This window comes from Frankia sp. AgB1.9 (assembly GCF_016786355.1).
GTDB lineage: Bacteria > Actinomycetota > Actinomycetes > Frankiales > Frankiaceae > Pseudofrankia.
This window is the reverse complement of sequence record NZ_JADWYX010000019.1, coordinates 463-12,992: the sequence shown is the minus strand read 5'-3', so window position 1 is coordinate 12,992 and position 12,530 is coordinate 463. Positions and strand designations below refer to the sequence as shown.

The window sequence follows — 12,530 nt, the reverse complement described above, 5'->3', positions numbered from 1 at the left end:
ACCCCTGCTCAGGCGACGATGCCGCGGACCTTGAGGTCCAGCACCGCGTCGAAGTCCAGGCCGAGCTCCCCGAGGATCTCCTCGGCGTGCTCGTTGAAGTCCGGCGCCCGCCGCGGGCTGTGCGCCTCCTCGTTGAACTGCACCGGCGCGGCACTGAGGTGGAACGGCACCCCGGCGGCGTTCTCCAGCTCCTGGACGTAGCCGTTGGCGATGCTCTGCGCGTCGCCGGCGGCCTCGAGGGTGTGCTGGACGACGGTCCACTGCCCCGGGAAGTCGGCGAGCCGTTCCTTCCACTCGTCCAGGTCGCGGGAAGCGAACTCGGCCGCCAGGATGGCGGAGGCTTCCATCTTGTTCGCCATCAATGCGCCGTGGTCGGCGAACCGCGGGTCGGTGGCCAGCTCCGGGCGGCCGATCGCGGCGCACGCCGGGCCCCAGTAGAGGCCAGCCTGCAGGCAGGAGAAGGCCAGCGACCGGCCGTCCTTCGTCTGGTAGCTGCCGACCAGCGGGTTGCTGCGGTGGCCGGACGGCGGCCCCTGCCAGGGCTTCTTCGTCAGCATCGACAGGCCCACCGCCTGGCCCATCGTGTAGAGGCCGGCGCTGAGCAGCGAGACGTCGACTGTGGTCGCCTCGCCGGTGCGCTCCCGGTGGAACAGGGCGCCCATGATGCCGCCCGCGATCGTCAGGGCGCCGATCGAGTCGCCGAAGCCCGGCCCGGGCGGCCCGTTGACGACGGTCGCGTCGGACGCGGTGGCTCCGAGGGCCGCGCCGCTGCGCATCCAGAAGGCCAGGTAGTCGTAGGCGCCGCGGTCGGCCTCGGGGCCGCGCTCGCCCTGGCCGGTGCCGCGGACATAGATGATGTTCGGGTTCTGCGCCCGGATGTCGTCGACGGTGACCTTCAGCTTGGTGCGTACCCGGGGCAGCTTGTTGGTCAGGAAGACGTCGGCGGTGGCCGCGAGCTTGTAGACGATGTCGAGGCCCTCGGGCGAGGTGAGGTCGAGGGCGAGGCTGCGCTTGCCGCGGTTCGAGTGCTCGAACAGCACGTGGACGTCCGACGGGATGTCCACGGTGCCGGAGGTGGCCAGGCCGCGCATCGCGTCGCCGCGCTCGACGTGTTCGATCTTGATGACGTCCGCGCCCCAGTCCGCTAACAGGGCCGAGGCGGCGGGTACGAACGTATGCTCGGCGACCTCCAGGACGCGTACGCCTTGCATCACCGCGGTCATCGGGAGCCTCCCAGCACACCTCGCCCGGGGAGCCCGCCGGGCCGGGGTTTCAACATCGACGTCAAACCCATAGTCCCCGCGATGACCCGCGCGGTGCAAGAGACGACCGCCCTGGCCAGCCGGGCCGCGACGGCCAGACCGAAGCCAGCGGTCAGGCCGAGCGCGGCGGCCGGACCTGAGACGCCGGCCAGACCAGGACGCCGGCCAGGCCGGGGACCGCCGCTAGGCCTGGTGTGGCGGCGGCGGGAACGGCTGGCCGGACAATGAGGCCAACGCGTGGACGAGGGCCTGCGTGCCGTCCCGGCCGCGTCCCTGGGCCTGCAGCGCGACGTAGAGCTGCTCCGCGAGCGCCAGGCCGGGCAGCGCGAGGCGGGCGCGTCTCGCCTCGGCGAGCGCGATTCCCAGGTCCTTGACCATGTGGTCCACGTAGAAGCCGGGCGCGAAGTTGCCGGCGATCACCCGCGGCGCGAGGTTCGTCAGCGCCCAGCTTCCCGCCGCCCCGCCACTGACCGAGGCCAGCACCTGTTCCAGGTCCAGGCCGTTGCGGTAGGCGTAGAGCAGTGCCTCGCTGATGGCGACCATGCTGGAGGCGATCAGGACCTGGTTGACCATCTTGGTGTGCTGGCCGGCGCCCGGCCCGCCCTGGCGGATGATCGTCCGGCCCATCGCCTCGAGGCAGGGGCGTACGGCCTCCAGTGCCTCCGGCGCGCCACCGACCATGATCGAGAGAGTGCCACCCCGGGCGCCGACGTCGCCGCCGGAGACCGGGGCGTCCAAAGCGAGCACGCCACGGTCGGCGGCGGCCGCGGCGATCTCGACGGCCAGCGCCGGCTCGCTCGTCGTCATGTCGACCAACACGGTGCCTTGCCGGGCCGTCGCGAGCGCGCCGGCCGGGCCGAGCAGGACCTCGCGCACGTCCGAGGGGAAGCCGACCATCGAGAAGACGACGTCACTGGCCGCGGCGACGTCGGCCGGGGTGTCCGCCCAGTCCGCGCCGGCGTCGAGCAGTTCCTTGGCCCTGTCCCTGGTCCGCGTGGTGACCGTCAGCGCATAGCCCTGGCCCAGCAGGTGGCCGGCCATCGCCGCACCCATCACGCCGGTCCCGATCCAGCCGACCCGGGTCGTCCCGGGCGCCGCGGTGGGCGGAGCGGCGGGCGTCGAAGGCTGCCGCTGGTCGCCTCCGGCGGACTCGTCGGCTGGCATTGCGAGAGAGTCGGACACGTTGCAACACTAGTACCACAACCGCCAAGGTCAGCCCGTCACCATGATCGCTGTCTCGACCCTCTGGTGGCTACGAAGCAGGGCCGGCTACGACCATGCGAGGGCCGAAACGGCGATCATGGTGCTGCCCTGGCCGGGCCAGCTGTACGGGCCGGGCCAGCTGCCCTGGCCGGGCCAACCGCGCCGGAGGCGGCATTCGTCGTCGGTGGTGCCGGCGGCCCGAGTGAATGCATACTCAGTAACGCTGCTCTCTGAGGGGACGTCGACATGCGTGATGCGGTGATCGTCGAGGCGGTTCGGACGCCGGTCGGCAAGCGGAACGGCGGGTTGTCGGGGGTACACCCGACGGACCTGTCGGCGCATGTGCTCGCCACCCTGGTGGCCCGGGCCGGCGTCGACCCGTCGCTGGTGGAGGACGTCATCTGGGGCTGCGTCGGCCAGGTCGGTGAGCAGACCTTCGACATCGCCCGCAACGCGGCGCTCGGCGCCGGTTTTCCGGAGACCGTCACGGGCGTGACGGTCGACCGGCAGTGCGGGTCCTCCCAGCAGGCGGTGCACTTCGCCGCCGCCGGCGTGGTCGCCGGGCAGTACGACGTCGTCATCGCGGGTGGCGTCGAGTCGATGTCCCGGGTGCCGATGGGCACGTCGCTGATGGGCCAGAACCCGCTGGGCGAGCGCTACCTCGCCCGCTACAACAACGTCTTCCCCGACCAGGGCCTCGGCGCGGAGCTGATCGCCGCGAAGTGGGGCTTCTCCCGCACGCAGTGCGACGAGTTCTCGATCGGCTCGCACGAGAAGGCCGCCGCGGCCCAGGACGACGGCCGGTTCGACGCCCAGATCGCGCCCGTCACCCTCGCCGACGGCACGGTCATCAGCAAGGACGAGGGCATCCGCCGCGGCGGCACGGTCGAGGGCCTGGCCAACCTGAAGACGGTGTTCAAGAAGGTCGAGGAGGGCGGCCTGATCACGGCAGCCAACTCCTCGCAGATCTCCGACGGCTCGGCCGCCCTGCTGATCACGACCAGCGAGAAGGCCGCCGAGCTGGGCCTGACCCCGCTCGTCCGGATTCACACCGCCGTCCTGGCCGGCTCCGACCCGATCATGATGCTGACCGCGCCGATCCCGGCGACCCACAAGGTGCTCGCCAGGTCGGGGCTCAAGCTCGACGACATCGGCGCGTTCGAGGTCAACGAGGCGTTCGCCCCGGTGCCGCTGGCCTGGCTCGCCGACTTCGGCGCGGACGTGAAGGCCCTGAACCCGAACGGCGGCGCGATCGCGCTCGGCCACCCGCTCGGCGGCTCCGGCGCCCGGATCATGACGACGCTCGTCAACCACATGCGTGACAACGGCATCCGCTACGGCCTGCAGACCATGTGCGAGGGCGGCGGCCAGGCCAACGCCACCATCCTCGAACTGCTCTGACCCGCTAGCCGGACCCGCAACGGCGCCCGGCCCGGCGCCCGGCGCCACGGCGGCTCCCCGCCATGATCGTCGTTTCAGCCCTCTGGTGGTCGCGATCGAGCCCCGATCGCAGCCGCTGGAGGGCGGAAACAGCGATCAATTCCGAACGGTGGTGACGTCCGACCGGCCCCTCTATGCTGACGCTGATGTCAAATTCGGAGGAGGGGGCAGCCGTGGCCCAGGATGTGGTCGCTCAGCGCGTCGTCGCGGAGGGCCTGTTCGACTGGCCGTCGGACGAGCCTCGGCTCATCGGATCGAAGTGCCAGGTCTGCGGTCTGATCGCGTTCCCGGCGTACCCGAACTGCCCGAGGTGTGGCTCCCTGGACACCGCGCAGACGCGGCTGTCCACCCGGGGCACCCTGTGGACGTGGACCCGCCAGCGGTTCCAGCCGAAGAACCCGCCGTACCTCGGCACCGAGCCGGCGGCGGACTTCGTCAGCTACGGCGTCGGCTACGTGGAACTCCCGGAGGCTCGGATCGAGGCCCGGCTCGCGGTCGGCGTCGACGAGCCGCTGGAGATCGGCCAGGAGATGGAGCTGGTCGTCGTCCCGTTCGCCACGGACGCCGACGGTACCGAGGTGCTGACCTACGCCTTCCGTCCCGTCGAGAAGAACTGAGGGGCCCGCCATGGACGATGTCGCCATCATCGGCGTAGGTAGGACCCCGTTCGGTCGCTTCCCCGGCCAGACCGCGATCCAGCTCGGCGCCCAGGCGGTGCGTAACGCGCTGGGTGACGCGGGCCTGGAATGGAAGCAGATCCAGTTCGGCTTCGCCGGCAGCTTCGAGGTCGACAACCCCGACGCTGTGATCAACTTCCTGGGCCTGACCGGGATCCCGATCACCGACGTCTACAACGGCTGCGCCACCGCCGCCAGCGCGCTGACCCAGGCCGCGAACACGATCCGCCTCGGCGAGTACGACCTGGGCATCGCGATCGGCATGGACAAGCACCCGACCGGGGCGTTCGCCTCCTACTCGGAGGAGTACGGCCTGCCGGCCTGGTACGGCGAGACGGGCCTGTTCCTGACGCCGAAGTTCTTCGCGATGAAGATCCAGCGGTACATGTACGACCACGGGATCTCCCCGCAGACCCTGGCGAAGGTCGCGGCGAAGAACTACCGCAACGGCTCGATCAACCCGGACGCGTTCCGGCGCACCCCGATGGCCGAGGAGCAGATCCTGGGCGCGCGGATGGTCAACGACCCGCTGACCCAGTACATGTTCTGCTCGCCCGACGAGGGCGCGGCCGCCGTGATCCTGTGCAAGGCCAGCGAGGCGCACAAGTACACCAGCCGGCCGATCTACCTGAAGGCCTCGGTGGTGCGGACCCGCAAGCTCGGGGCGTTCGAGGTCCACAGCCCGTGGCTGCCGATCGAGCGGGACGACGCCCCGACCGTCTACGCCTCCCGGGCCGCCTACGAGATGGCCGGTCTCGGCCCGGAGGACGTCGACGTCGCCCAGCTCCAGGACACCGACGCCGGTGCAGAGGTGATCCATCTCGCCGAGAACGGCCTGTGCAAGGACGGCGAGCAGGAACGCCTCTACGCCGAGGGCGCGACCGAGATCGGCGGCAGCCTCCCGGTCAACACCGACGGCGGCCTGATCGCCAACGGGGAGCCGATCGGCGCCTCGGGCCTGCGTCAGGTCTACGAGCTGACCCAGCAGCTGCGAGGCACCGCCGGCGACCGCCAGGTCCCCGGCAGCCCCCGCGTCGGCTACGGCCAGCTCTACGGCGCCCCCGGCACCGCCGGCGTCGCCATCCTCTCGGTCTGACCTCGATTTCCGCGCTGGGCCGGTCGCCAACAGGTGGCTGGCCCAGCCGGGGCGCCCTGGCCTCAGGATTTGAAGCTGGTCCACGCGGCCAGGAGTTCGACCGGGCCGTACACGGCGGTCAGGCCCGAGGCGGTGACCTCGCCGCGGCTGATCGCCATCAGGGGGATCGGCTCGTCGGTGAGGGCAGCGCGATGCTTCTGGAGCGCGGCGAGGTCATGGCTGTCAAAGGCCGAGCGCTCGAGCCATTTGATGGACCCGAGAAAGTGGATTTCCGCGGCGACGGGCGCACGATCCGCGCCCACGATGTCCACCTCGATCGTGTTCGACCGATTCCAGTAGCCGCCGACTGCCTGAGCGGCGGGGAGATCTCCGTCAGGGAGCAGCCGAGCCAGGGACTCGCGCAGCAGGGGTTCGACGGCCCGGCCGCGCCAGGAGGTCCAGCTGGCGCGAACGCGGGCGAGGGTGAGGTCTCCGCGTAGGCGCTCGATCTCGGGGAGATTGGGCCCGATGAACCGCAGCCAGAACCGCAGGTACGGGTCGGTCACCCGGTAGCGGCGTTCCTTGGACGGTCTGGTCCAGATCGGAAGCTCCGCGACCACCATGCGTTTGCCGGTCAGCACCTCGATCGATCGGGTGAGGCTCGTATGCGCGATGCGTCCCGCCGCCTGGGCAATGTTGGTGAAGGTCCGTTCGCCGGTCCCGATCGCGGTCAGCACATTGCGGGCGTTGGCCGACTCGGGAAACTCGGCGGCAAGCGATCGTTCAGCGGAAACCAGCAGCGCCGAAACCGGGTTGGCCAGCTCCCGGGCCAGGAACGTCCAAAGGTCCTCGCCCGGCTGCCAGGCGGCGCAGATCAGCGGCAGTCCACCCGTAACCAGCGTGGCGTCGAACGCTTCGGCCGCGTCCAGCGCAAGCATCTGGCCGACCTCGGCGGGGTTAAGTGGGCCCAGGACCAGTTCCTGTCCCCGTTGGTGAAACGGCCGGCCGTAGGAACCCAGCGCCTCCATCATCGACAGGTCCGAGCCGATGAGGATCAGTAGCACCGGCTTGCGGCAGAAATCGCGGTCCCAGGCGCGTTGGAGGAGTCCTTCGAAGGCGTCGACCCGGTCCATCAGGTACGGCACCTCGTCGAGCACGACGATGCTGGGCTGGTCGTCGGGCAGCGTGCCCGCGAGTTGACGGAACGCGGCGCTCCAGTTCCCGGGAACCGCCTCGGCGAAGACGTCTCGGTCGGGAAGCGAGGAGGAGGCGACCGCGTGCTGGAGCGCCTCCAGCTCGACGTCCGCGGCGGCGCCGGCGGCGGTGAAGAAGACTGCCGGCGCGCCCGCCCGGTCGACGAAGGTCTCAACCAGGCTGGATTTCCCGATCCGCCGTCGGCCGCGGATAAGCAGGCATCGACCGGGCTTCGGCGAGCCGACGGCCGATCGGACGGCCCCCATCAACTGGTCCAGCACGACGAGCTCGCGCTCCCGCCCCACGAACTCGACCATCACCCACCCGCCTCAGAGACTCCCGGCTTCGATAGTATCACTCGCGATACTATCCTTGACGGTGCCCTCAGGGCGACCCCGGGCTGAAAAAGGGACCGCCGCCGGTCCTCTCCAACGAGAGCACCGGCGGCGGTCGCTTGTGCGGGCGAGCTACAGCAGGATGGGCAGCTTCGCGAAGCCGCGCACGGTGCTGGTGTGCAGGCGCTCGACGTTCGGGGTGTCGATCTCCCAGGACGGGAAGCGCTTCAGGGTCTCCTCGAGTGCGACCCGGCCCTCCATCCGGGCGAGCGACGCGCCGAGGCAGAAGTGCGGGCCGTGCCCGAAGGCCACGTGGCTGTCGAACCGGCGGCGGATGTCGTACGTGTCGGCGTCGGGGTACTTGCGCTCGTCGCGCCCGGCCGAAGCCGTCAGCAGCAGCACCTTGGAGTTCGCCGGGATCGTCTCGCCGTACAGCTCGACGTCGCGGGTGGTCCAGCGGCCCTGCACGGGCGACGGCGCCTCGTAGCGCAGCGTCTCCTCGACGGCGCCGCGCAGCAGCGACGGGTCGGCGACGAGCTCGGCACGGGTGTCGGGGTGCTGGGCGAACAGCGAGCAGGCCCAGCCGAGCAGCCGGGCGACGGTCTCGGTGCCGGCGGAGACGAGCAGGTTGGTGAAGTCCGCCGCCTCCTTGGTGGTGAGCCGGCGGGCCTCGGCGCCGACGCCGATCTCGGCCTCGGTGAGCGCGGTCATCACGTCGTCGCGCGGGTTCTTCCGGCGCGCGTCGATCTGCTCCGAGAAGTACTCGTGCAGCTTGATCTGGGCCATGAAGGAGACGTCGTTGATCATCCCCTTCTCCGGGTCCAGGTGGAAGGACGCGTCGATCGCCTCGCGGACCTCCTCGCGGTCCGCCGGGTCGACGCCGATCAGCTCGGAGATGACCTTCGAGGGCAGCTGCGCGGCGAAGTCCTGGACGTAGTCGAAGCCGGACCCACCGATCTGCGGGTCGAGCATCTCGGCGGACAGCTTGCGGATGTGCTCTTCGAGCGCCGCGATCCGCCGCGGCGTGAAGCCGCGCGAGACGAGCACGCGCATCATCGTGTGGGCGGGCGGGTCCATGAAGATGATGAGACCCGTGTCCAGGGCATCCGGACCCATGATCTCCAGCACTGTTCCGTGCGCGGAGCTGTACGTGTCCGGGTCCAGGTGGGCGTCGTCGACGTCCTTGTGCCGCGAGAGCGCGTAAAAGTCGAACTTCTCGTTGCGGTAGACCGGTGTCTCGTCGCGCATCTGGCGCCACACCGGGTACGGGTCCACGTCGATCGTCTTGTCGAACGGGTCCCAGTACAGTTCCGTCACGGCCGTGACCTTCATTCCTCGGGTCGAAACGAATGATGCCGGTGGGCGGGTGCCCCCGGCCGCGGTAGGTGCCTGCCGGCGCCACAGCGGCACCCGGCCGGGCGACGGGCCGTGGCCGGGCGTTTCACCAGGCGGGAGCTGCGTCGACCCGGGTCCGGGACCTTCAGTCGTGCCACGGACTCGCGAGCTACGGACGAACGAACCGGCACGTCGCGGCCAGCGCAGGAGCGGACGGGGTGGACGCGGCCGCCCGCAGCCTAAGCCGCACTACGCCTGGTACGACGCGGAAACTACATTCCTCTCGAACGCGACTCAAGTGACCGTGATGGACAAACGTTACCCGCCCGTCGGCTAGGCCGTCTGTTCCGCCGCGAGCGCGGGAATGACCTCGCTCTCGATCAGGCGCAGGCTCTCCCAGGCGATCTCCGGCGGGATGCCGCCCATCATCGGAGTGAGGTTGCATAGTGCGAATGGTCCCTGTTCGCGAAGCTCGTTGACGAGTTCGGCGGGGGTCAGCACCCGGTACTGGCCGGTCTCGCGCAGCGCCTCGGTCGACTCGGCGGCCTGGAAGACGCTCGCGGTGCCGCTGCCCCCGGCCGTGAGCCAGGCGCCGTAGGCGTTCGACTCGTGCAGCGCGTAGGGCGCGATCTTCTCCCAGCCGGCCTCGACGTCGTGCGCCACGTGGATGAAGGTCGCCGTGCGGCCGAAGTGCGGTCCCGGGTCCGCCCGCCCGAGCTTGATCGTCTCGTCCCGGTAGAACTCCCAGGTGGCCCCGTCGGTCGGGGTGAACCCGATGTCCAGGCGGGCGGCGCGCCGGGCGGCGGCCTCGGAGCTGCCACCCAGGGTGATGCCGGGGCCCTTGGGGGAGTAGGCGGCCGGCGTGACCCGGACGGTGCGGCCGCGGTACTCGAACGGCTCGCCGGTCCAGGCCGCGCGCAGGGTGTGAACGGTCTCGGTGAGGCGCTTGGCGCGCTCCTTGACGGGGACGTCGAACATCTCGAACTCGGCGGGCACGTAGCCGGCCGCGAGCACCAGATCGAGCCGGCCAGCGGAGATGTGATCGATGACCGCGGTGTCCTCGGCGAGGCGCAGCGGGTCGTGGAACGGCGTGATCAGCGCGGCGATCATGATCCGGACGTTCTTGGTCCGGGCGGCGACGGCGGCAGCCATCGCGAGCGGACTGGGTAGGTATCCGTCGTCGGAGCCGTGGTGCTCGGAGAGGCCGAAGGCGTAGAAGCCCAGCCGGTCGGCCCACTCGGCCATGTCAAGCGCGGCACCGTAGCGTTCGGACATACTCGTCTGGGCTATAGGCGGATTGCGGAAGTCGAACCGCATTAAAAAGATCGCCACCTGGCTGCTCCCTCCGTGGCGGCCGTCACATCCGGCAACCGTCACAGGGTGTGAGTGTACCAACATTGACGTCGGTGTCAGTAATGTCGGTGTGTTAGCGCGGTGGCAAGCGAACAGAGGGGCTGGGGACGTTGGATCTGAACGGACGCGTGGCGATCGTGACCGGCGGCGGCGGCGGTCTTGGTGCGGCGACAGTGCGCCACCTGATCGGTGTCGGCATGAAGGTCGTGGTCGTCGACAAGTTCGGCGACGCCGCCGAGGCGGTCGCCAAGGAGTTCGACGAGAGCGTCGCGGTCGCGGTCGCCGGTGACACCACCGTCGACGAGGACGTGGAGGCCGCGATCGCGGCGGGCAAGGCGCTCGGCACGGTGTCGCTGCTGGTCAACGTCGCGGGCGGCGCCACCGGCGGCGGGCGCACCGTCGGCAAGGGCAACACCCCGCACGACAAGGACGTGTTCGTCACGACCCTCGCGATGAACGTGACCGGCACCTTCAACTTCAGCCGCCTCGTCGCGGCGGGCGCCTTCGCCGACAACGAGCCGGACGAGTTCGGCCAGCGCGGCGTGATCATCAACGTCGGCTCGCTCGCCGGCCTTGAGGGCCAGACCGGGCAGATCGCCTACGGCTCGGCCAAGGCCGCGGTCCTCGGCATGACGCTGCCGATGGCTCGCGACCTCTCGGTGATCGGAGTCCGGGTCTGCGGGATCGCTCCCGGCACCATGGGCACCCCGAAGATGGAGAGCATCCGACCGGAGATGCTGGCGGCGCTCACCAAGGACATCGTCTTCCCGAAGCGGCTCGGGCGTCCGGAGGAGTTCGCGCTGCTCGTCGAGTCGATCGCGCGCAACCCGTACCTCAACGGCGAGAACATCCGGCTCGACGGCGCGCTGCGCTTCCCGGCGAAGTAGCCCGGCCGTGTTCAACGTCGACGCCGTCGTCGGCTCGCTCGCGTTAGAGCCGGTCGGCGAGGACAGCTACCGCGCGAGCAACGTCCCCTCGCCGGGCCCGGTCGTCTACGGCGGGCAGCTGCTCGCCCAGTCGATCGCCGCGGGGCTCGCCGGCCAGGACGGCAAGGCGGTCAAGACGCTGCACACCGTCTTCGCCCGCGCCGGCCGGCCGGACCTGCCGCTCGACATCGCCGTCCAGCGGCTCAGCTCGGGCCGCACGATGGCCAGCAGCGCGGTCACCATCAGCCAGAACGGCAAGGTGGTCAGCCAGTCGACCGTGCTGCTGTCGGTGGACGAGCCGGACTTCATCCGGCACGAGGACAGCCGCGTCGGCCTGGAGCCGCCGAAGCCGGGCGAGCAGCTCAACGGTGGCCACGGGCGGCCCGACTCGCCCGGTGACTGGGAGGCGTCGATCGTCGGCGCCGTCGATCTCAACGACCCGGACGCGATCGGCCCGGCCGAGCTCGACGTCTGGACACGCTGGCCCGGCGCGCCCGAGGACCGCGGAATCAGCCAGGCGCTGGTCGCGTTCGTGACCGACGGCTTCTCGATCGGCACGGCGATGCGGCCGCACCCCGGCGTCGGCCAGGCGCTGTCGCACCGCACCATCTCCACCAGCGTGCTGTCGCACACGATCACGTTCCACGAGCCGGTGGCCGCCGGCGACTGGCTGCTGCTCTCGACCCGGGTCCCGTACACCGGGCACGGCCGGGGCTACGGCCGGGGAGACATCTTCGCGGCCGACGGCGCGCTGGTCGCGTCGTACGTCCAGGACAGCATGATCCGCGCGATGGCTCCGGCGGCGGCGGGCAGCCACCGGCTCTGACGAGTAGAGCGAGATCGACATTTACATCTGGGTCATGAAGGAGCGCAGCTGACGTGAATGAAGCGGTGATTGTTGCTACCGCCCGGACGCCGGTGGGTACCGCGCGCAAGGGATCCCTGGCCGACGTCGACGCCTTCGAGCTGGCCACGCTCGCGGTCGGCGAGGTCGTCCGGCGGGCCGGGATCGACCCGGAGCTGGTCGACGACGTAGTGCTCGGCGAGGCCCTGTACGGCGGTGGCGACATCGCCCGGTACGCGGCGATCGAGGCCGGGCTGGTCAACGCTCCCGGCGTGGCGCACAACCGGCACTGCGCCTCCGGCATGGCCGCCATCCAGACGGCCGCCGCGTCGATCATCGCGGGGATGGACAAGGTCGTCGTCGCCGGCGGCACGAACTCCTCGTCCACCTCGCCGCGGTCCCAGCGCCGGCAGCCCGGCACCGACGACGTCGTCGACTGGTACTCGCCGACGCACCGGAACACCCCCGACGCGCCGAACTTCGACATGTCGATCACGGTCGGCTGGAACGCGGCCAAGGCCGCGGGCCTGTCGCGCGCGGACCTGGACGGCTGGGCGCTGCGCTCGCACCAGCGCGCCGTCGCCGGCATCGACGCGGGCGCCTTCAAGGAGGAGATCGTCCCGGTCGAGGTCACTCGGCGGGACGGCACCACCTTCACCTTCGACACCGACGAGCACCCGCGCCGCGACACGAGCCTGGAGCGGCTGTCGGGGCTCAAGGTGCTGCACCCGGAGATCGAGGGCTTCAGCGTCACGGCGGGCAACTCCTCCGGCGTGAACGACGGCGCGGGCGCGGTCCTGGTGACCTCCCGGGCGTTCGCCGAGGCGAACGGCCTGGAGCCGCTCGCCGTGATCAGGTCCTGGGCGTCGGCCGGCGTCCCGCCGGC

General features: G+C 70.6%; 10 protein-coding genes and 1 pseudogene. 6 read left to right on the top strand and 5 right to left on the bottom strand.

The annotated features are described in order from the left end of the window. Positions 1-8: 8 nt before the first annotated feature. Positions 9-1,223, bottom strand: coding sequence for a CaiB/BaiF CoA-transferase family protein (locus tag I6A60_RS09425; protein ID WP_203015446.1), 1,215 nt, complete (start codon positions 1,221-1,223; stop codon positions 9-11). Positions 1,224-1,445: 222 nt separating this feature from the next. Beyond that, positions 1,446-2,315 (bottom strand): NAD(P)-dependent oxidoreductase, encoded by an 870-nt coding sequence (locus I6A60_RS09420; protein WP_238435102.1) that lies wholly within the window; start codon positions 2,313-2,315, stop codon positions 1,446-1,448. A gap of 396 nt (positions 2,316-2,711) precedes the next feature. Between I6A60_RS09420 and I6A60_RS09415 the strand changes: the two genes are divergently transcribed. The 3 genes from I6A60_RS09415 to I6A60_RS09405 all read left to right on the top strand — a co-directional run bounded on the left by I6A60_RS09415 (position 2,712) and on the right by I6A60_RS09405 (position 5,678). Continuing rightward, complete coding sequence (locus I6A60_RS09415; protein ID WP_203015448.1) at positions 2,712-3,866, top strand: acetyl-CoA C-acyltransferase; 1,155 nt, start codon at positions 2,712-2,714, stop codon at positions 3,864-3,866. Positions 3,867-4,051: 185 nt separating this feature from the next. Beyond that, the gene (locus I6A60_RS09410) at positions 4,052-4,522 is read left to right on the top strand and encodes a Zn-ribbon domain-containing OB-fold protein (protein WP_203015449.1); all 471 of its coding nucleotides are present in this window, start codon (positions 4,052-4,054) and stop codon (positions 4,520-4,522) included. A 10-nt stretch (positions 4,523-4,532) separates the two neighbouring features. After that, the gene (locus tag I6A60_RS09405) at positions 4,533-5,678 is read left to right on the top strand and encodes a thiolase family protein (protein WP_203015450.1); all 1,146 of its coding nucleotides are present in this window, start codon (positions 4,533-4,535) and stop codon (positions 5,676-5,678) included. Between the two features lie 62 nt (positions 5,679-5,740). Here the strand turns inward: I6A60_RS09405 and I6A60_RS09400 are convergent, their stop codons facing one another. The 3 genes from I6A60_RS09400 to I6A60_RS09390 form a co-directional block, all read right to left on the bottom strand. Next, positions 5,741-7,168 (bottom strand): ATP-binding protein, encoded by a 1,428-nt coding sequence (locus tag I6A60_RS09400; RefSeq protein WP_203015451.1) that lies wholly within the window; start codon positions 7,166-7,168, stop codon positions 5,741-5,743. A gap of 150 nt (positions 7,169-7,318) precedes the next feature. Further along, entirely contained in the window at positions 7,319-8,503 is a 1,185-nt protein-coding gene (locus tag I6A60_RS09395; RefSeq protein ID WP_203015453.1) for a cytochrome P450, read from the bottom strand. A 351-nt stretch (positions 8,504-8,854) separates the two neighbouring features. After that, entirely contained in the window at positions 8,855-9,853 is a 999-nt protein-coding gene (locus I6A60_RS09390) for an LLM class flavin-dependent oxidoreductase (protein ID WP_307873604.1), read from the bottom strand. Between the two features lie 131 nt (positions 9,854-9,984). Here I6A60_RS09390 and I6A60_RS09385 point away from each other — a divergent pair, with 131 nt between their 5' ends. The 3 genes and pseudogenes from I6A60_RS09385 to I6A60_RS41465 all read left to right on the top strand — a co-directional run. Further along, positions 9,985-10,761 carry an SDR family NAD(P)-dependent oxidoreductase gene (locus I6A60_RS09385; protein WP_203015455.1) on the top strand — a complete coding sequence of 259 codons (777 nt, stop codon included), beginning with the start codon at positions 9,985-9,987 and terminating at the stop codon, positions 10,759-10,761. 7 nt (positions 10,762-10,768) lie between these two features. Then, a complete protein-coding gene (locus tag I6A60_RS09380; RefSeq protein WP_203015457.1) occupies positions 10,769-11,626 on the top strand; it encodes an acyl-CoA thioesterase II in 858 nt (285 codons plus the stop codon). Between the two features lie 53 nt (positions 11,627-11,679). Beyond that, positions 11,680-12,530, top strand: a pseudogene (locus I6A60_RS41465) (acetyl-CoA C-acyltransferase); the annotation flags it as partial.

Bases quoted from the DNA above. Each gene is read 5' to 3' on its own strand.
- I6A60_RS09425 (WP_203015446.1), bottom strand. From the start codon at position 1,223: ATGACCGCGGTGATGCAAGGCGTACGCGTCCTGGAGGTCGCCGAGCAT.
- I6A60_RS09420 (WP_238435102.1), bottom strand. From the start codon at position 2,315: ATGGGTGCGGCGATGGCCGGCCACCTGCTGGGCCAGGGCTATGCGCTG.
- I6A60_RS09415 (WP_203015448.1), top strand. From the start codon at position 2,712: ATGCGTGATGCGGTGATCGTCGAGGCGGTTCGGACGCCGGTCGGCAAG.
- I6A60_RS09410 (WP_203015449.1), top strand. From the start codon at position 4,052: ATGTCAAATTCGGAGGAGGGGGCAGCCGTGGCCCAGGATGTGGTCGCT.
- I6A60_RS09405 (WP_203015450.1), top strand. From the start codon at position 4,533: ATGGACGATGTCGCCATCATCGGCGTAGGTAGGACCCCGTTCGGTCGC.
- I6A60_RS09400 (WP_203015451.1), bottom strand. From the start codon at position 7,168: ATGGTCGAGTTCGTGGGGCGGGAGCGCGAGCTCGTCGTGCTGGACCAG.